Source organism: Streptomyces sp. NPDC005805 (genome assembly GCF_040630445.1).
In the GTDB taxonomy this organism is placed as follows: Bacteria; Actinomycetota; Actinomycetes; order Streptomycetales; family Streptomycetaceae; genus Streptomyces.
The window spans coordinates 24,597-46,221 of sequence record NZ_JBEXXN010000042.1 but is presented as its reverse complement, the minus strand read 5'-3'; the positions used below and the strand labels follow the sequence as shown (position 1 = coordinate 46,221).

The 21,625-nt window shown below is 75.1% G+C and carries 2 protein-coding genes; both read left to right on the top strand.

Translation table 11 applies throughout. The features are described 5' to 3' along the window. Positions 1 to 34: 34 nt before the first annotated feature. Entirely contained in the window at positions 35 to 14,350 is a 14,316-nt protein-coding gene (locus ABZ457_RS21835) for an amino acid adenylation domain-containing protein (protein WP_359159640.1), read from the top strand. After that, the gene (locus ABZ457_RS21830) at positions 14,347 to 21,552 is read left to right on the top strand and encodes an amino acid adenylation domain-containing protein (RefSeq protein WP_359159638.1); all 7,206 of its coding nucleotides are present in this window, start codon (positions 14,347 to 14,349) and stop codon (positions 21,550 to 21,552) included. The genes ABZ457_RS21835 and ABZ457_RS21830 overlap by 4 nt, the downstream gene beginning before the upstream one ends. The last annotated feature ends 73 nt before the right edge of the window (positions 21,553 to 21,625 follow it).

The following is a 21,625-nucleotide window of genomic DNA, read 5'->3' as shown; positions in this document are numbered from 1 at the left end:
GATCCGGCGCAAGCCCACACTGGAGCAACATCCCATGACCGATCGTGCTGTGCGGCGTCTCCCTCTGACCGGGGCCCAGACCGGTGTCTGGTACGGCCAGCGGCTGACGCCCGACTCCCCGGTCTACAACGTCGGCCAGTACGTCGCGATCGACGCGGCCGTGGACCCCGCGCTCTTCGAGGCGGCCGTGCGCCGCACGGTCGGCGAGTGCGAGGCGCTCACCGTCACCTTCGCGGAGGACGCGGACGGCGAGCCGTGGCAGACGCCCGCCGAGGGCCCCTGGACCGGCCCGGTGCTGGAGGTCGTGGACCACACGGGCGCGGCCGACCCCGAGGCGGCCGCCCTGGCGCGGATGCGCGCCGACATGGACCGGGCCACCGACCCGGCCCGGGACCCGCTCTTCGCGTTCGCCCTCCACCGGGTGGGTCCGGAGCGGGTGCTCTGGTACCAGCGGGCCCACCACATCGCGCTGGACGCGTACGGCTTCTCCCTGGTCTCGCGCCGGGTCGCCGAGGTGTACACGGCCCTCGCGCGCGGCGAGGAGCCCGGGGACTCGCCGTTCGGGCCGCTGGCGGCCGTCGTCGACGAGGAGCGGGAGTACCGGGGCTCCGAGCGGTGGGCGGCGGACCGGGACCACTGGCTGGGCCTGCTCGCGGACCGGCCGGAGCCGGAGCCGCTGGCCGGGGCGTCGTTCCCCGCCTCGCCCGCCTTCCTGCGGGAGGGCGTCACCCTGTCCCGGGAGACCACGGACGGGCTGCTGGCCGTCGCCCGTGCCGCGCGCGCCAGTTGGGCCGACGCCGTCACCGCCGCGTTCGCCGCCTTCCTGCACCGCTCGACCGGCGGGCGGGACGTGCTGCTCTCCCTGCCCGCGATGGCCCGCCTCGGCTCGGCGTCCCTGCGGGTGCCCGCGATGGTGGTCAACGTGCTGCCGCTGCGGGTCGGGGTGCGCCCGGACGCGACCCTGGCGGAGCTGACCTCGGACGTGGCCGGCCGGATCCGCGACCTGAGACGCCACCAGCGCTACCGCGCCGAGGACATCCGGCGCGACCTGGGCCTCGTCGGCCGCGACCAGGGCCTGCTGGGCCCCATGGTGAACGTCAAGGCCTTCGACAACGCCCTCGACTTCGCGGGCACGCCCGGCGCGGTGCACAACGTGGCCGCCGGCCCGGTCGACGACATCACCCTCGGCCTGTACCACGACGCCCGGGACGGCCGGATCCGCTTCGAGTTCGACGGCAACCCGCGCGCCTACGACAGCGGCGCCCTCGCCGCCCGCTGCGCCGAGTTCGCCCGCTTCCTCGACGGCGCGGCCGCCGCCGGACCGCAGGCCCCCGTCGCCCGGCCCGACCTGCTGGACGCGGACGCCCTGCGCGCCCTCACCGACGGCGTCAACGGCACCGCCCGTACCGTGCCCGCCGGTTCCGTCGTCGACGCCTTCGCCGACGCGGTCCGCGCGCACGGCGAGCTGCCCGCCGTCGTCGCCCAGGGCGCCGGTCTGACCTACGCCGAGCTGGACGCGCGCGCCAACCGGCTGGCGCGGCTGCTGGTGCGCCGCGGGGTGGGCCCCGAGACCTTCGCCGGGATCGCCCTGCCGCGCTCCGCGGACCTGCTGGTCGCCCTGCTCGCCGTCCTGAAGGCGGGCGGCGCCTATCTGCCGCTGGACCTCGACTACCCGGCCGACCGGCTGGAGTTCATGGTCCGCGACGCCCGCCCGGTGTGCACCCTCACCACCCTGGCCGCCGCACCCGCCGCCCCCGATGTGCCCGGCACCGAGACCCTGGTCCTGGACGCCCCGGACACCCTCGCGGAGCTGGCGGACCTGCCGTCCGGCCCGCTGGAGGCCGCCGAACTGCGCGCCGAGCCGCACGGCGACCACCCCGCCTATGTCATCCACACCTCGGGCTCCACCGGCCGCCCCAAGGGCGTCGTCGTCCCGCACGCCGCCCTCGCCAACTTCCTGCGGATGCAGGCCCATGAGCTGGCCCCGGTGCCCGGGGACACCCTGGTCGCCGTCACCACGGTCTCCTTCGACATCGCCGCCCTGGAGCTGTACGTCCCGCTGATCAGCGGCGCGACCGTGGTCCTCGCCGACCGGGACACCGTGCGCGACCCGGCCGCCCTCGCCGCCCTCGTGGCGGCCCACCGCCCGGCCGTGATGCAGGCCACCCCCTCACTGTGGCACGCCCTGCTGGAGGACGGCGGCATCCCCGGCGTGCTGCGCGGCACCCGGGTCCTGGTCGGCGGCGAGGCGCTGCCCGCCGCCCTGGCCGAACGCCTCGCCCGCGCCGCCGCCTCGGTCACCAATGTCTACGGGCCGACCGAGGTCACCGTCTGGGCCACCTCCGTGGTGCTGCCGCCGGACCACACCGGCACCCCGGACATCGGCACCCCGTTCTGGAACACCCGCGCCTATGTCCTCGACAGCGCGCTGCGCCCCTCCCCCGCCGGACGCCCCGGTGAGCTGTACCTCGCGGGCGCCCAGCTCGCCCGCGGCTACCTGGGCCGGCACGCGCTCACGGCGGAACGCTTCGTCGCCGACCCGTACGGCCCGCCCGGCACCCGGATGTACCGCACCGGCGACCTGGTGCGCCGCCGGCCGGACGGCCGGATCGACTACCTGGGCCGCACCGACGACCAGGTGAAGGTGCGCGGCTTCCGCATCGAACTCGGCGAGATCGAGAGCGTGCTGACCGCCCGGGAGGGCGTCGCCCGCGCCGTGGTCACCGTCCGCGAGGACGTGCCCGGCTCGCAGCACCTGGTCGGCTATGTGACGGCCACGGCCGGCGCGGCGCTCGACCCGGCCGCGCTGCGCGCGGCCGCCGGTGAGCGGCTGCCCGAGTACATGGTGCCGTCGGCGGTCGTGGTCCTGGACGCCTTCCCGCTCACCGCCAACGGCAAGATCGACCGCCGGTCGCTGCCCGCGCCGGACCTGTCCGGTCTGACCACGGCGGGCGGCCGGGCCCCGCGCGACGAGCGCGAGGAGATCCTGACGGGCATCCTCGCCGATGTGCTGGGGCTCGCCTCGGTCGGCCCCGAGGACGACTTCTTCGCCCTCGGCGGGCACTCCCTCCAGGCGGCCCGGGTCATCGCCCGGGTGCGCGCCGCGCTCGGCGCCGAGTGCGGTATCCGGGACGTGTTCGAGGCACGGACGGCGGCCGCCCTCGCGGAGCGGCTGGCCGGGCGCACGGCCGCGGGCCGGCCGGCGCTGACCGCCGCCGCGGTGCGCCCGGAGCGGCTGCCGCTCTCGTACGCGCAGCAGCGCCTGTGGTTCCTGCACCAGATGGAGGGCCCGAGCGCCACCTACAACATCCCCTTCGTCGCCCGCTTCGAGGCCGCGCTCGACACCGGGGCGCTGGACGCGGCCCTGGGCGATGTCGTCGCGCGGCACGAGGCCCTGCGCACGGTCTTCGGCGAGCGGGCGGGCGAACCGTTCCAGCGGGTGCTGACGCCCGGGGAGGCCCGGCCGCTGGTGCGGCTGCGGGTCGTGGAGGCGGCGCGGGAGCGGTTCGACGCGGAGGCGGAGGCCGCCCTCGGGCACCTCTTCGACCTGGCGGCCGAGCCGCCGGTGCGGGTGACCGTGCTGCGGGACGCGGACAGCGGGGCGCACGCCCTGGTGGTGCTGCTGCACCACATCGCGAGCGACGAGTGGTCCATGGGCCCGTTCCTGCGCGATCTGGAGGCGGCGTACGCGGCCCGGCAGGCGGGCGGCGAACCGGACTTCACCGGACTGCCGGTGCAGTACGCCGACTTCGCGCTGTGGCAGCGGGAGCTGCTGGGCGAGGCGCGGGACGCGGAGTCCACGGCCGGGCGGCAGGCGGCGCACTGGCGCGAGGTCCTGGCCGGGCTGCCGGCGGAGTCGGCGCTCCCCGCCGACCGGCCGCGCCCGGCGCGCGCCACCCACGCGGGCGGCATGGTGCACCGGGAGGTGCCCGCCGAACTGGCCGCCGGGGTGCGGAAGCTGGCCCGGGAGAGCGGCACCAGCGTCTTCATGGTGGTGCACGCGGCCGTCGCCGCGCTCCTGCACCGCCTCGGCGCGGACGAGGACCTGCCGCTGGGCACGCCCGTCGCCGGACGCGGGGACACCGCTCTCGACGAGCTGGTGGGCTTCTTCGTCAACACCCTGGTCCTGCGCACCGATCTCTCCGGCGACCCGGCCTTCACCGAGCTGCTGCACCGGGTCCGGGCCACCGACCTGGCCGCCCTGGACCACGCCGATCTGCCGTTCGACGCGGTGGTGGAGGCGGTCAACCCCGAGCGGGCCCTCTCCCGGCACCCCCTGTTCCAGACGATGGTCGCCTACAGCACCGTCACCCAGGACGTGCGGCGGCTCTTCGGCCTGGACGCCTCGGTGGACCGGGTGGACCCGGGCGTCACCAAGTTCGACCTGGACATCACCTTCTCCGACACCGCCGACGCCGACCGGCTGGAACTGGAGGTGTTCTACGCCTCCGACCTGTTCGACCGGGAGACGGCGGCGGCCCTCGCGGACCGGCTGCTGCGGCTGCTGGCGCAGGCGGTCGCGGAACCGGAGTGCCGGCTCTCGGAGTTCGGGCTGCTGGACGAGGCCGAGCGGGCGCTGCTGGACCGGTGGAACGCCACGGACCGGCCGGTGCCGGCCGGGACCGTCGACGCCCTGCTCGCCGAGCGAGCGGCGGACACCCCGGAGGCGACCGCCGTCGTCCTCGGCGCCGAGCGGCTGAGCTTCGCCGAGCTGGACGCCCGGGTGGACGCCCTGGCCCGGGTGCTAGCGGCGGACGACGTCGGCCCGGACACGGTGGTGGCGCTGGCGCTGCCCCGGTCGGTGGACTCGGTGACGGCCGCGTTCGCGGTGCTGCGGGCCGGGGGCGCGTATCTGCCGCTGGACCTGGACCACCCGGCCGAGCGCCTGGAGTTCATGCTCCGCGACGCGGCCCCGGTCTGCGTGGTGACGGCCACGGCCACCGAGCCGGCGGTCCCCGAACTGCCGGGCGCCGCACGGCTGGTGCTGGACGACCCGGCGACCGCCGCCCGGATCGCGGCGGCCGGCGCGCTGCCCGCGCCCGCCCCGGCCTCCCCCGCCGACCTGGCCTATGTCATCTACACCTCCGGTTCCACCGGCCGCCCCAAGGGCGTGGGCCTGCACCACGCCGGTCTGACCCATCTGTTCCGGGACCACGAGCGGGAGCTGTACACGCCGGTCGCCGAGCGTCTGGGCCGCCGGGTGCGGGCCCTGCACACCGCCTCCTTCGCCTTCGACTCCTCCTGGGAGCAGCTGCTCTGGCTGGTCGCCGGGCACGAGCTGCACCTGCTGGACGAGTACGCCCGCCGGGACGCGGACGCCGTGGTCGCGTATGTACGCGAGCACCGGATAGACACCCTGGACGTGACCCCGTCCTACGGGCGTCAGCTCCTGGACGCCGGGCTGCTGGCGGGCGAGTGGAAGCCGCCGCTGTTCCTGCTGGGCGGCGAGGCGGTGCCCGACGCGCTGTGGGCGGAGCTGCGCGCTGTCCCCGGGGTGGAGACCGTCAACTACTACGGGCCGACCGAGTTCACGGTGGACGCCCTGGTCGCCCGGGTGACCGACTGCGCGACCCCGGTCGTCGGCCGGCCTCTGGACAACACCCGCGCCCATGTGCTGGACGCCGCGCTGCGCCCGGTCCCGCCGGGTGTGCCGGGTGAGCTGTACCTCGCGGGCGAGCAGAACGCGCGCGGCTACCTGGGCCGGGCGGCGCTGACGGCGGAACGCTTCGTCGCCGACCCGTACGGCCCGCCCGGCACCCGGATGTACCGCACGGGCGACCTCGCCCGGTGGCGGACGGACGGGCTGCTGGAGTTCCTGGGGCGGACGGACGATCAGGTCAAGATCCGGGGCTTCCGGGTGGAACTCGGGGAGATCGAGCGGGCGCTGACGGCCCGTGCGGACATCTCCTCGGCGGCGGTGATCGTCCGCGAGGACGTGCCGGGGGTGCCGCGTCTGGTCGCCTACGCCACAGCGGTGACCGGGGGCGCCACGGCGGGCGCGGTCGCCGACGAGGCGGAGCTGCGGCGGGCGCTGGCGGCCGAGCTGCCGGAGTACATGGTCCCGGCGGCTGTCGTGCTGCTGGACGTCCTGCCGACGAACGTCAACGGCAAGCTGGACCGGGCCGCGCTACCCGCGCCCGCCCTCACCACCGCGCTCACGGAGCCCTCGCGGGCGCCGCGCGGGGCGGCTGAGGAGCGGCTCGCGGAGGTCTTCGGCGAGGTGCTGGGCCTGGAGCGGGTCGGCGCCGAGGACGACTTCTTCGCCCTCGGCGGCCACTCCCTGCTGGCCACCCGCGTGGTGGCCCGGGTGCGCGCCGACGGCGGGGCCTGCTCGGTCCGGGACGTGTTCGAGGCCCGGACGGTCGCGGCCCTGGCGGCCCGGCTCGCCGAGCGGACGGCCGCCGAACGCCCGGCCCTCACCCGGGCCGTGGAGCGTCCGGAGCGGCTGCCGCTCTCGTACGCCCAGCAGCGCCTGTGGTTCCTGCACCGGATGGAGGGCCCGAGCGCCACCTACACCCTGCCGAGCGCCCTGCGGCTGCGGGGCGCGGTGGACGAGGAGGCCCTGCGCGCGGCCGTCGCGGACGTGGTGGCACGGCACGAGGTGCTGCGCACGGTGTTCGCGGAGAGCGACGGGGAGCCGTACCAGCGGGTCCTGGACCCGACGGCCGTGGCGGTGCCGTTCGCGGTGCGCCGGGTCGCGGACGGGGAGGACCTGGAGCGGGCGGTGGAGTCGGCGGCGGGCGAGGTGTTCGACCTGGCGGCCGAACCACCGCTGCGGGTCACCCTGCTGAGCGCGGCGGACGACGACCACGCCCTGGTCCTCGTCCTGCACCACATCGCGACGGACGAGTGGTCCACCGGGCCGCTCCTCGCCGACCTGGACACGGCCTACCGGGCGCGGATCGCCGGGCGGGAGCCGCAGTTCGCCGAACTGCCCGTGCAGTACGCGGACTTCGCCCTCTGGCAGCGTGATCTCCTGGGCGACCGCGCGGACGAGGACTCCCTCGCCGCCCGGCAGACCGCCCACTGGCGGGAAGCCCTGGCGGGCCTGCCCGAGGAGATCGCCCTCCCCACCGACAAGCCCCGCCCCGCCGTCCCGTCGCACACGGGCGACACCGTGGTGGCCGAGCTGCCGGCGGAGCTGGTGGCGGGCCTGGACCGGCTGGTGGCGGAGTCCGGCGCGACCATGTTCATGACGGTGCACGCGGCGGTCGCCGCCCTGCTCCACCGCCTCGGCGCCGGGGACGACATCCCCCTCGGCAGCCCGGTCGCGGGGCGCGGGGACACCGCCCTCGACGAGCTGGTGGGCTTCTTCGTCAACACCCTGGTCCTGCGCACCGATCTCTCCGGCGACCCGAGCTTCACCGAGCTGCTGGGCCGGGTGCGTACCGGCGATCTGGCCGCGCTGGACCACGCCGATCTGCCGTTCGACGCGGTGGTGGAGGCCGTCAACCCCGAGCGGACCCTCTCCCGGCACCCGCTGTTCCAGACGATGGTCGCCTACGAGGGCGGCGGTCCGGATCTGAGCACGCTGTTCGGGGCGCGGGCGGAGGAGTTGGCGACGCTCTCGGGGGCCGCCAAGTTCGACCTGGAGATCCTGTTCCGCCGCACTCCGGGCCCGCGCCCGGGCATGACCTGCGGGGTGCGGTATGCGACGGACCTGTTCGAGCGGGCGGGCGCGGAGCGTCTGACGGCCCGTCTGGTCCGGCTGCTGGAGAGGGTGGTGGAGCGGCCCGACGCCCCGCTGTCCTCGGTGGATCTGCTGGACGAGGCCGAGCGGGAGTCGGTGCTGCGGGGCTGGAACGACACCGCGCGTCCGCTCGACGGCCCGGCGAACCTCGCCGACCTGGTCGCGCAGGGGGCTGATGTCTCGGACGCGCCGGCGCTGGTCTTCGAGGGCGCGGAACTGTCACGTGTCGTGTTCGAGGAGCGCGTCAACCGCCTCGCCCGACTCCTCACCGACCGGGGCGTGGGGCCCGAGAGCATCGTCGCCGTCGCCCTCCCGCGTTCGTTCGAGCTGTTGGTCGCCCTGCACGCGGTGGTCCGCGCAGGCGGTGCGTATCTGCCGCTCGACCTCACCCTCCCCGCCGACCGCATCGCCTATATGACCGCGACGGCGGCCCCGGTGTGTGTGCTGACCGATCTGGCCTCCCTGGGCGCGCTGCCCTCGGACGGCGGCGCTGTGGAGCCGCTGGTGCTGGACGCGCCCGAGGTCGTCGCGGAGCTGGCGGAGCTGCCGGCCGGTGCGTTCACGGACGCGGACCGGGTGGCGCCCCTGCTGCCCGCCCACCCCGCGTACGTCCTCTTCACCTCCGGGTCGACGGGACGGCCCAAGGGTGTGGTGGTCTCGCACGAGGCGATCGTCAACCGGCTGCTCTGGATGCAGGACGCCTACCGGCTCGGCGATTCCGACCGCGTGCTGCAGAAGACGCCGACCAGTTTCGATGTGTCGGTGTGGGAGCTGTTCTGGCCCCTCGCGCAGGGCGTGCCGCTCGTCGTGGCCCGGCCCGAGGGGCACAAGGACCCGGCGTACCTCGCGGAGCTGATCCGTGAACAGGGCGTCACCGTCCTCCACTTCGTGCCCTCCATGCTCGCCGCCTTCCTGGACGAGGTGACGGTCGCGTCCTGCCCGTCGCTGCGGCTGGTGGTGTGCAGCGGGGAGGCCCTGCCGGGCGATCTCGTCGCCCGCTTCCACACGTCAACCGGCGGGGCGACCGTCGCCTTGGAGAACCTGTACGGGCCCACCGAGGCCGCCGTCGACGTCACCGCCGCCGCCTGCACCCTCGACACCGCTTCCGACGGGACCGCCTCCATCGGCGCACCCGTCTGGAACACCCGGACCTATGTGCTGGACGGCTCGCTGCGGCCGGTGCCGCCGGGTGTGCCGGGTGAGCTGTATCTCGCGGGTGTGCAGCTCGCACGGGGGTACCTGGGACGCGGTGCGCTGACGGCGGACCGTTTCGTCGCCGACCCGTACGGTCCGCCCGGCACCCGGATGTACCGCACGGGCGACCTCGCCCGCTGGCGCGCCGACGGCCGGCTCGACTACCTCGGCCGCACCGACCACCAGGTCAAACTGCGCGGCCTGCGCATCGAACTCGGCGAGATCGAAACCGTGCTGGCCTCGGCCCCCGGCATCACCCGGGCCGTCGTCCTTGTGCGTGAGGACGTGCCCGGAGTGCAGCGGCTGGTGGCCTACACGGTCTCCGCGCAGGGAGCCGTCCTCGACGCGGACGCCCTGCGCGCGCACGCCGCCACCCGCCTGCCCGAGTACATGATCCCGGCGGTGTTCGTCCCCCTCGACGCCGTACCCCTCTCCCCCAACGGCAAGCTCGACCGCCGCGCCCTCCCCGCTCCCCCCGCCGAGACGGCCGAGGGTGTCTACCGGGCGCCGAAGAACGCGCGGGAGGAGATCCTGGCCGGGATCTTCGCCGAGGTGCTGGGCGTCGAACGGGTGGGCGCCGAGGACGACTTCTTCGCGCTCGGCGGCCACTCCCTGCTGGTGGCACGTGCCGTGAGCCGGGCGCGGGACGCGCTGGGCGTGGAGTGCGCGGTGCGCGACCTGTTCGAGGCGCGGACGGTCGCCGCGCTGGCGGTCCGGCTGACGGACCGTTCGGCCGCAGGCCGGCCGGTCCTGGCGCGGGCGGCGGAGCGTCCGGAGCGGCTGCCGCTCTCGTACGCACAGCGCCGGCTGTGGCTGATCGACAGCGTCCAGGGTCCGGGTACGGCGTACAACGTGCCGCTCGCCGTGCGGCTGCGGGGCGCGGTGGACGAGGAGGCGCTGCGCGCGGCCGTCGCGGACGTGGTGGCACGGCACGAGGTGCTGCGCACGGTGTTCGCGGAGGCCGACGGGGAGCCGTACCAGCGGGTGCTGGACCCGGCGGCCGTCGCGGTGCCGTTCGCCGTGCGCCGGGTGTCCACCGGGCGGCTGGAGGCCGAGGCGGTCGCGGCGGGCGAGCATGTCTTCGACCTGGCGGCGGAGCCGCAGGTACAGGTGACGCTGCTGACGGCGGCCGAGGACCACCATGTCCTGGTCCTTCTGCTGCACCACATCGCGACCGACGAGTGGTCCACCGGGCCGCTCCTGGCCGACCTGGACACCGCCTACCGCGCCCGGATCGCCGGACGAGAGCCGCAGTTCGCGGAACTGCCCGTGCAGTACGCGGACTTCGCCCTCTGGCAGCGCGACCTCCTCGGCGACCCGGCCGAGGCGGACTCTCTCGCCGCCCGGCAGACCGCCCACTGGCGGGAAGCCCTCGCGGGCCTCCCCGAGGAGATCGCCCTCCCCACCGACAAGCCCCGCCCCGCCGTGCCCACGCGTGGCGGCGATGTGGTGATCTTCGAGGTGGGCACAGCGACGGGCGAGGGGCTGGCGCGGATCGCCCGGGAATCCGGGGCGACCATGTTCATGGTGGTGCACGCCGCCGTCGCCGCCCTGCTCCACCGGCTCGGCGCCGGGAACGACATCCCCCTCGGCACACCGGCCACGGGCCGCGAGGACGACCGGGTCGCGGACCTGGTCGGGTTCTTCCTCAACACCCTGGTGCTGCGCGCCGATCTCTCCGGCGACCCGAGCTTCACCGAGCTGGTCGGCCGGGTCCGGGACACGGATCTGGCGGCGTTCTCGCACGCCGATCTGCCGCTGGAGGCGGTGGCCGAGGCCGTCGGACAGACCCGCTCCCAGGCCCGGAACCCGCTGTTCCAGTCGATGGTGACGTACCACTCGGTCACCACCGAGGTCACCGAGCTGTGCGGTGTCCCGGCCGAGGAACTGGTCGTGGAGATCGGCGGGTCCAAGGTCGACCTGGAGTTCGCCTTCGGCGGTTCGGAGGCGGACGGCCGGATCAGCGGCGGGCTGCGGTATGCGACGGACCTGTTCGAGCGAGCGGGCGCGGAGCGTCTGACGGACCGTCTGGTCCGGCTGCTGGAAGCCGTGGCCGAGGCGCCTGAACTGCGCCTCTCCGGGATCGAGGTGATGGAGCCCCGGGAGCGGGAGTTGGTGCTGCACGGCTGGAACGACACCGCGCACCCGCTGGACGGCCCGGCGAACCTCGCCGACCTGGTCGCGGAGGGGGCCCGGCGTTCCGACGCACCCGCGCTGGTCTTCGAGGGCACGGAACTGTCACGTGTCGCGTTCGAGGAGCGCGTCAACCGCCTCGCCCGACTCCTCACCGACCGGGGCGTGGGACCGGAGAGCATCGTCACCGTCGCCCTCCCGCGTTCGTTCGACCTCCTCGTGGCTCTGCACGCCGTGGTCCGCGCGGGCGGCGCCTATCTGCCGCTCGACCTCACCCTCCCCGCCGACCGCATCGCCTATATGACCGAGACAGCGGCGCCCACGGCAATACTTACCGACACCATGTCGGTAAGTGCTCTGCCCTCGGACGCCACGGGTGAGCGGATCGTCCTGGACGACCCGGCCGTGGCCGGGGAGCTGTCCGGCCTCTCCGGGGCTCCGGTGACGGACGCGGACCGGGTGGCGCCCCTGCTGCCCGCCCACCCCGCGTACGTCCTCTTCACCTCCGGGTCCACCGGCCGGCCGAAGGGTGTCCTCGTCTCCCACGAGGCGATCGTCAACCGGCTGCTCTGGATGCAGGGCGCCTACCACCTCACCGGCTCCGACCGCGTCCTCCAGAAGACCCCGACCAGCTTCGATGTGTCGGTCTGGGAGCTGTTCTGGCCCCTCGCCCAGGGCGTTCCCCTGGTCGTGGCCCGGCCCGAGGGCCACAAGGACCCGGCGTACCTCGCGGAGCTGATCCGCGAACAGGGCGTCACCGTCCTCCACTTCGTGCCCTCCATGCTCGCCGCCTTCCTCGACGACACGGAGATCGGCTCCTGCCCGTCCCTGCGGCTGGTGGTGTGCAGCGGCGAGGCGCTGCCGGGCGATCTCGTCGCCCGCTTCCACACCTCGGCGCGCGGGGCGACCGTCGCCCTGGAGAACCTGTACGGCCCCACCGAGGCCGCCGTCGACGTCACCGCCGCCTCCTGCACCCCCGACACGGCGGACGGCGGGACCGCCTCCATCGGCGCACCCGTCTGGAACACCCAGGTGCAGGTGCTCGACGCGCGGCTGCGGCCGGTGCCCGTCGGTGTCCCCGGTGAGCTGTACCTCGCCGGTGACCAGTTGGCGCGCGGCTACCTCGCCCGCCCCGACCTCACGGCGGACCGTTTCGTCGCGAACCCGTACGGTCCGCCCGGCACCCGGATGTACCGCACGGGCGACCTCGCCCGCTGGCGCGCCGACGGCCGGCTCGACTACCTCGGCCGCACCGACCACCAGGTCAAACTGCGCGGCCTGCGCATCGAACTCGGCGAGATCGAAACGGTGTTGGCCTCGGCCCCCGGCATCAGCCGGGCCGTGGCCGTGGTCCACGAGGACCGGCCGGGCTTCCAGCGCCTGATCGCCTACGCCGTCCCGGCGCCGGGCACGGAGCTGGACGCGGACGCCCTGCGCGCCCACGCGGCCACCCGCCTGCCCGAGTACATGATCCCGGCGGTGTTCGTCCCCCTCCACGCCGTACCCCTCTCCCCCAACGGCAAGCTCGACCGCCGCGCCCTCCCGGCACCGCCCGCCCCGGCGAGCCGTGCGGCTGGCGGGCGGCGGGAGCCGGTGGCGGGGGCGAGCCCTGCCCAGGTGCTGGCCGGGCTGATGGCGGAGGTGCTGGGTCTGCCCGAGGTGGACACCGAGGACAACTTCTTCGAGCTGGGCGGCGACAGCATCGTGTCGATCCGGCTGGTCAGCCAGGCGCGCAAGGCCGGGCTCACCATCACGGCCCGTCAGGTGTTCACCCACCCGACGCCCGCCGGGCTGGCCTCCGTCGCCGCCCCGGAGGCGAAGACGGCGGCGCCCCGCGCGGCGGAGGTCCCGACCGGGCCGCTGGTGCTGCCGCCCGTGGCGCACTGGTTCGCCGCACGCGGTGGCCCGTTCCGCCGGTTCTGCCAGGCCCGTCTGGTGCTGCTGCCCGCCGGGGCGCGCCGGGACGACCTGGCCGCCGCCCTGCAGACGGTGCTGGACCGGCACGACGGCCTGCGGCAGGTGCTGACCGTGGCCCGGCCGGGCGTGTGGAGCGCGGAGGTGCGGCCCGCCGGGTCGCTCACGGCCGCGTCGGTGCTGCGCACCGTGGACGCCGCCGGGCCGGCGGACGGGGCGCTGCGCGAGCTGGTGGCCGCCGAGTCGGACCGGGCGGCGGGCGAACTGGACCCGGAGTCCGGGGCGACCGTGCGCGCGGTGCACTTCGACGCGGGTCCCGGCGCGCCGGGCCGGCTGCTGCTGGTGGCCCACCATCTGGTCGTCGACGAGGTGTCCTGGCAGATCCTGCTGCCCGATCTGCGGGCCGCCTGGGAGGCGGCCGCCGGGGGCCGGGCGCCCGAGCTGGACCCGGTGCCGACCTCGCTGCGGACGTGGACGGCCGGGCTGCTGGCGGAGGCGCAGAGCGCGCGCCGGCTGGCCGAGCTGGACCGCTGGCTGGACGCGGTCCCGGGGGCACGGCTGCTGACGGACCGTCCGCTGGACGCGGCGCGGGACACGGCGGCCACGGCCCGCCGGCTGACCGTGCGGCTCTCCGCCGAGCGGACCGGGCCCCTTCTGACGGCCGTGCCGCAGGCGTTCCACGGCACCGTCAACGACACCCTGCTCACCGCGCTGGCGCTCTCCGTCGGCGAGTGGGCCGCGCGGGCGGGCCGTCCCGCGGCGGAGCTGACGGTGGATCTGGAGGGCCACGGCCGGGAGCAGGACCTCGTCCCGGGCGCGGACCTGACCCGTACGGTCGGCTGGCTGACCAGTGTGTATCCGCTGAAGCTGGGGGCGCGGGCCTACGACCCGGCGGCGGTGGCGGCCGGGTCGGAGGACGCGGGCGCCGCGCTGAAGGAGGTCAAGGAGCTGCTGCGGGGCGTCCCGGACGGCGGTGTCGGGGCGGGGCTGCTGCGGTACGCGAACGCGGCCACGGCCGGTCTGTTCGACCGGTCGGCGCGGCCGGAGATCCTGTGGAACTACCTGGGCCGGCAGACCGCGCGGACCGCGTCCGCGTGGGGTCCGGCGGCGGAGTCCGACGCGCTGGCGGTGCGGCCCGACCCGGGGATGCCCCTGTCGCACGCGCTGGAGATCAACGCGGAGGTCGAGAACGGCCCGGACGGGCCCGAGTTGACCGCGGCCTTCATCTGGGCGGGCGAGGCGCTGTCCCAGGACACGGTGAGCGGCATCGCGGACGGCTGGCTGGCCGCCCTGGGTGCCCTGACCGCGTGGGCGGACGGCGGGACGACCGCCGGGCACACGCCCTCCGACCTCGACCTGCTCGATCTCGACCAGGACCAGATCACCATGCTCGAAGAAATGTGGAGGGCCCAGCAGTGACGCAGGCTCGTATCGAGGACATGCTTCCGCTGTCCCCCTTGCAGCAGGGCATGCTGTTCCATTCCGTGTACGACCGCGAGGCGGCCGACGTCTACACCGTGCAGGTGACGGTGGCGCTGTCCGGTGCGGTGGACGCGGACCGGCTGGAGCGGGCGGCGGGTGCGCTGCTGCGCCGCCACCCGAATCTGCGGGCCGGGTTCTGGCACGAGGGGGTGCCGCAGCCGGTGCAGTTCGTGCCGGCGGAGGTGAAGGTCGCGGTCGAGCGGGTGGACCTGTCCGGTGCCCCGGCGGGTGAGGGGGCGCTGCGCGAGGTGCGGCGGGCGGAGCTGGCGCGCCGGTTCGAGCTGCACAAGCCGCCGCTGCTCCGGCTGGTGCTGGCCCGCCTCGGCGAGGACGACCACCGGCTGGTGATCACCGTGCACCACATCCTGGTGGACGGCTGGTCGATGCCGCTGCTGGTCGGTGATCTGCTCGCGCTGTACGGGAGCGACGGGGACGCCTCCGGGCTGCCGGCCGTGCGCCCGTACCGGGACTATCTGAAGTGGCTGAAGCAGCAGGACACCCCGGCGGCCGAGGCCGCCTGGCGGACCGCGCTCGCCGGGCTGGACGAGGCGTCGTTCGTCGCCGCCCCGGACCCCTCGCGGCCGTCGGTGCGGCCGGGGGTGCACGCCCTGGACCTGTCGGAGGCGGCGACCGCGCGGCTGACGGCGGCGGCGCGCCGCCTGGGCACCACGCCGAGCACCCTGATCCAGTGCGCCTGGGGTCTGACCGTCGGCGCGCTGACGGGTCGTCAGGACGTGGTGTTCGGGCTGACGGTGTCGGGCCGGCCGGACGAGATACCGGGCGTGGAGTCGATGCTCGGCCTGTTCATCACCACGGTCCCCGTCCGGCTCACCATCCGCCCGGCGGAGACCGTGGAGGGGCTGCTGCGGCGGTTCCGGGACGAGCAGAACGCGCTGCTGGCCCACCACCACCTGGGGCTGCGGCTGATCCAGAAGCAGGCGGGCGGCGGTGAGCTGTTCGACACCCTGGTGGTCGTCGAGAACTACCCGGTGGACGAGGACGCCCGCCCGGCCCTCGGTGACGGGCTGCGGGTGGCGGGCATCGAGGCCGAGGACGCCACGCACTACCCGCTGACCCTGGCGGTGGCGCTGGACGAGCGCGCCCGCCTCCAGGTCGAGTACCGGCCGGACGTGTTCGACGCGCGCCGGGCGGCCCTGGTCGCGGACCGGCTGGCGCATGTGCTGGACCGGATCGCCGAGGCCCCGGGCACGGCGGTGGGCGCGCTGGACGTGCTCCCGGCGGCCGAGCTGGCGCGGGTCCGGGAGGGCTGGTCGGGCGCGGTGCGGGACGTGCCGGCGGGGACGGTCGCGGACCGGTTCGCCGAGCAGGCGGCCCGCACCCCGGAGGCGAGAGCGGTCGTCGCCGGGGAGGTGTCGCTGAGCTTCGCCGAGCTGGACGAGCGGGCGGCGCGGCTCGCGGGGCTGCTGGCGGCGCGCGGGGTGGGACCGGAGTCGGTGGTGGCGCTGGCGGTGCCGCGTTCGGCCGATTCGGTGGTCGCGATCCTGGCGGTGCTGAAGGCCGGGGGCGCGTATCTGCCGCTGGACCTGGACTATCCGGCGGACCGGCTGGGGCTGATGATCGAGGACGCCGCGCCGGTGTGCGTGGTGACCACGGAGCAGGCCGGGGCCCTGCTGCCGGCCGCCGGGACGGGCGCGCCGCGCCTGGTGCTGGACGCGCCGGAGACGGTCGCGGAACTCGCCGCCGCGCCCGCCGTGTTCGCCTCCCCGGCGACGGTGGACGGGCACCCGTCGTATGTCATCTACACCTCCGGTTCCACCGGCCGCCCGAAGGGTGTGGTGCTCACCCACGGCGGTCTGTCCAACCTGTATGCCAACCACATGGCGGAGGTGTTCGGGCCGGTCGTGGACGCGGCCGGCGGGCGGACCCTGCGCGCGCTGCACACCGCCTCGTTCAGCTTCGACACCTCCTGGGAGCAGCTGTTCTGGCTGATCGCGGGCCATGAGCTGCACGTCCTGGACGAAGTGGGCCGCCGGGACGCCGAGTTCGTGGTCGGCTATGTGCGCCGGCACCGGATCGACGCGATGGACGTCACCCCCACCTATGCCGGCCGGCTCCTGGAGTGGGGCCTGCTGGACGCGGCGGAGCACCGTCCGGCGCTGCTGCTGCTGGGCGGCGAGGCCGTGCCGGAGGCCCTGTGGTCCGAGGTGCGGGCCGCGAGCGGGGTCAGGTCGGTGAACCTGTACGGGCCGACCGAGTACACGGTGGACGCGCTGGGCGCGGATCTGGCGGACAGCGCCTCCCCGGTGGTGGGCCGCCCGATCGGGAACACCCGCGCCTATGTCCTGGACGCGGCACTGCGCCCGGTGCCCGCCGGCACCCCCGGTGAGCTGTACCTCGCGGGCCACGGCACCGCGCGCGGCTATCTGGGCCGCCCGGCGCTGACGGCGGAGCGTTTCGTCGCCGACCCGTACGGGCTCGCCGGAAGCCGGATGTACCGGACCGGCGACCTGGCGCGGCTGCGCGCGGACGGGGAGCTGGAGTATCTGGGCCGCGCCGACGACCAGGTGAAGATCCGGGGCTTCCGGATCGAGCCGGGCGAGGTGGAGTCCGCGCTCGCGTCCGTCGCCGGGGTCGTCTCGGCGGCCGTGGTGGTGCGCGAGGACGTGCCCGGGGTGAAGCGGCTGGTCGGCTATGTCACGGGCACCGCCGACCCGGTCGCGGTCCGCGAGGAGCTGGCCCGCTCGCTGCCGGACTACCTGGTCCCGGCCGCCGTGGTGGTGCTGGACGCGCTGCCGTTCAACGTCAACGGCAAGCTGGACCGCTCGGCGCTGCCCGCGCCGGTGCTCGGCGCGGGGGAGTCCTCGCGGGCGCCGAGCGGGCCGCGGGAGGAGGCGCTGGCCCGGGTGTTCACCGAGGTACTGGGGCTCGCCTCGGCGGGCGCGGACGACGACTTCTTCGCCCTCGGCGGCGACAGCATCGTCTCCATCCAGCTGGTGACCCGGGCCCGCAAGGAGGGCCTGGTCCTCACCCCTCGTGATGTGTTCGAGCAGCGCACGGTCGCCGGTCTGGCGGCGGTGGCCCGCACCCCCGAGGAGGCGGCCCAGGGGACGGTCCCGGCGTCGGACGCGCCGCTGGTGGAGCTGGACGAGGCCGGACGGGCCGTGCTGGAGCGGGTGTTCCCGGGTGCGGAGGAGGTCCTGCCGCTGGCGCCGCTCCAGGAGGGCCTGTACTTCCACGCGGTGTACGACGACCGCGCGCTCGACGTGTATCTGATGCAGAACTTCGTGGAACTGCGGCACGCCGTGGACACGGCCGCGCTGCGGGCCGCGTTCGACGGGATGCTGCGCCGGCACCCGAACCTGCGCTCGGCGTTCTGGCACGAGGGCCTGCCGGGCCCGGTGCAGGTGGTACCCGAGGCGTGGGAGCTGCCGTTCGAGGTGCGGGATCTGACCCATCTGGACCGGGCGGCGCAGGACGAGGCGCAGCGGGAGTTCTCCCTGCGGGACGCGGAGACCCGGTTCGACCTGTCCGCGCCGCCGCTGATGCGGGTGACACTGCTGAAGTTCGCCGAGGACCGGTGGATGCTGTGTGTGACGCAGCACCACATCCTCACCGACGGCTGGTCGGAGTCGCTGTTCTTCGAGGAGCTGTTCGCGCTGTACGGGCGCGGCGGGCGGACCGAGGGCCTGCCGCCGGTCACCCCGTACCGCGAGTATCTGCGCTGGCTCGCGGCCACGGAGGCGGACGCGGCCCTCGCCGCCTGGCGGAAGCACCTCTCGGGCCTGGACCAGGCGACCCTGGTCGCCCCGGCCGACCCGACGCGGCAGCCGGTGACCGCCGAGGTGGTGGACATCGCGCTGGGCGCGGAGACCAGCGACCGGCTGCGGGCCTTCGCGCGCGGTTGCGGGGTCACCCTGAACACGGTCCTGTCGGCCGCGTGGGCGCTGTCGCTGTCCGGGATGACCGGGCGGGACGACGTGGTGTTCGGCGCGACGGTCTCGGGCCGCCCGGCGGACATCGCGGGCGTGGACCAGATGATCGGCATGTTCATGAACACGCTGCCGTTCCGGGTCACGCTCCGTCCCGCGGAACCGCTGCGGGAGCTGCTGGTGCGGATGCAGCGCGAGCACGCGGAGCTGCTGCCCCACCACTACCTGGGCCTGGGCCGGATCCAGCAGACCACGGGCATCGGCCAGCTCTTCGACACCCTGTACGTCTTCCGGAACACCCCGCTGGACGACGCGGCCCGTGAGGAGGCCGTCGAGCAGCACCAGATCGGCTGGACGCACAGCGTCGACGGCACCCACTACCCGCTGACCCTGGCGGTCACCCCGGAACGCTCCCTGGAGCTGAGCCTCGCCTACCGGCCGGACCTGTACGACCGGGAGACGGCGGAGCTGCTGGCGGGCCGGCTGCGGCTGCTGGTGGAGCAGTTCGCCGACGGGGGCGCCACCCCGGTCGGCCGGCTGCACACCCTGCACCCCGCCGACCGCGCCGAACTCCTCGCCGTGGGCGACGACATGGGCCACGGCATCCCGGACACCCCGCTGGTGGACCTGTTCGCCCGGCAGGCGGCGGCCACCCCGGAGGCCACCGCGCTGGTCTTCGAGGACGAGCGGCTGACCTACGCCGAGCTGGACGAGCGGGCCAACCGGCTCGCCCGGGCGCTGATCGCGCGCGGCGCGGGCCCGGAGCGCACGGTCGCCCTCGGGCTGCCCCGGTCGGCGGACTTCGTGGTCTCGCTCTTCGCGGTGCTGAAGACCGGCGCCGCCTATCTGCCGCTGGACCTGGACCACCCGGTGGACCGGCTGGCCGCGATGGTCGAGGACGCGGGCCCGCTCTGCCTGGTCACCTCCTCGGCGGTGGCCGGGCGGGTGCCGGAGGTCGCGGACGTCCCGCCGCTGGTGCTGGACGCGGCGGCCACCGCCGCCGAACTGGCCGCGCTGCCCGGCGGGGCGGTCGCGGAGTCGGAGCTGACGGCTCCGCGCGACGGGCGGCACCCGGCGTACCTGATCTACACCTCCGGTTCCACCGGCCGCCCCAAGGGGGTGGTGGTGCCCGGGTCCGGTCTGGTGAACATGCTGCTCAACCACCGGGAGCGGATCTTCGAACCGGCGGTGAAGCTGGCCGGCGGGCGCCGGATGAAGGTGGCGCACACGGTGTCCTTCGCCTTCGACATGTCCTGGGAGGAGTTCTTCTGGCTGGTCGACGGGCACGAGGTGCACGTCATCGGCGAGGAACTGCGCCTGGACCCGGCCGCGCTGACCGCCCACTACGACCGGGTCGGCATCGACGTCGTCAACGTCACCCCCTCCTACGGGCAGCAGTTGGTGGACGCGGGTCTGCTGGACGCGGACCGGCACCGTCCTGCGCTGGTGCTTCTCGGCGGCGAGGCGGTGCCCGACTCCCTGTGGTCCCTGCTGGAGGAGACCGAGGGGACCATGGGCTACAACCTGTACGGGCCCACCGAGTACACGATCAACGCGCTCGGCGCGGACGTCGGCGACAGCGCCTCCTCCTGCGTCGGCCGCCCGATCTACAACACCCGCGCCTATGTCCTGGACAGCGCGCTGCGGCCGGTGCCGCACGGGGTGCCGGGCGAGCTGTACCTCGCCGGGGCGGGCCTGGCCCGCGGCTACTTCGCGCAGCCCGCGCTGACGGCGGAGCGTTTCGTCGCCGACCCGTTCGGGGAGCCGGGCACGCTGATGTACCGGACCGGTGACCTGGTGCGCTGGCGCACGGACGACCAGATCGACTATCTGGGCCGGGCCGACCACCAGGTGAAGATCCGCGGTTTCCGGATCGAGCTGGGCGAGATCGAGTCGGCGCTCGCCGCCGCGCCCGAGGTGGCCGCGGCCGCGGTCGTCGTGCACACCGGCCCGAACGGCGTGAAGCGGCTGGTCGCGTACACCGTGCCGGCCTCGGACGCGGTCCGGGTGGACGGCGACGCCCAGGCGGCGGCCCTGCGGGCGCGGCTCTCCGAGACCCTCCCCGAGTTCATGGTCCCCTCCGCCTTCGTCGAACTGCCCGCGCTGCCGCTGACGGTGAACGGCAAGGTCGACCGGACCGCTCTGCCCGCCCCGGAGTTCGCGGACGCGGGCGGCGGCCGGGCCCCGAAGGACGCCCGCGAGGAGCTGCTGTGCGGTGTCTTCGCGGAGGTGCTGGGCCTGGAGCGGGTCGGTGTGGAGGACAACTTCTTCGAGCTGGGCGGGCATTCGCTGCTCGCGATGCGGCTCGTGGGCCGTATCCGGGACGAGCTGGGCGTGCCGGTCCAGGTGGGCACGGTCATGTCGGCGCCGACGGTGGCGGACGTGGCGGCCAGGATCGGGACGGACTCCCGCCGGGACGCGCTGCGGGTGCTGCTGCCGCTGCGGGAACGGGGCAGCCGGGAGCCGCTGTTCTGCTTCCACCCGGCCTCCGGCTTCAGCTGGCAGTACACCGGCCTGCTGCGCCATCTCGACCCGGACCGGCCGGTGTACGGCGTCCAGTCGCCGGGCCTCGCGGGCGAACTGCCCGAGGTGGCGGACGTGGCCGAGCTGTGCGAGCGCTACCTCGCGGAGATCCGCGCGGTCCAGCCCGAGGGGCCGTACCACTTCGCCGGGTACTCCTTCGGCGGGACCGTGGCGCACACCCTGGCCGCGCTCCTCCAGGAGCGCGGCGAGGAGGTCGCCTTCCTTGCCCTGCTGGACGCCTACCCGCCGGAGCGGGACGACTGGTCGTACATCGACGCGCCGGACTGGCGGGAGCGGCTGGAGCGCGAGGAGAGCGGCTTCCTGCTCTCGGTGGCCGGGCTGGGCGGCGAGGCCGCTCGGGACGGTGCCGAGGCGGGCGAGGTCTCCCGCGAGGAGGCCGTCGCGGCGATCCGGGACAGCCACGGCCTGCTGGCCGGGTTCGACGACGGACTGCTGCACGCGATCGTCGACACCAACGTCCACTGCGTCCGGCTGCTGTCCCGCAGCACCACCCGCCACTACCGGGGCGACGTGCTGTTCTTCACCGCCGCGAAGAGCACCCCGGCCGAGGACGCGCCGCTCGCGGTGTGGCCCGCGTATGTGGACGGGGCCGTCACCGAGCACGTCCTGGACTGTTCGCACGACGAACTGATGGCGCCCGAGCACCTGGACCGGATCGGCCCGGTCCTGGACGCGGCGCTGCGCGGGGCGGCCTCCGGGGCCTGACCCGGGGCGGGCCGGGGCCGAAACGCCCCGGCCCGGCCGCACCGCACCGCACCGCCGACCACCGCACCCGCAC

Bases quoted from the DNA above. Each gene is read 5' to 3' on its own strand.
- ABZ457_RS21835 (WP_359159640.1), top strand. From the start codon at position 35: ATGACCGATCGTGCTGTGCGGCGTCTCCCTCTGACCGGGGCCCAGACC.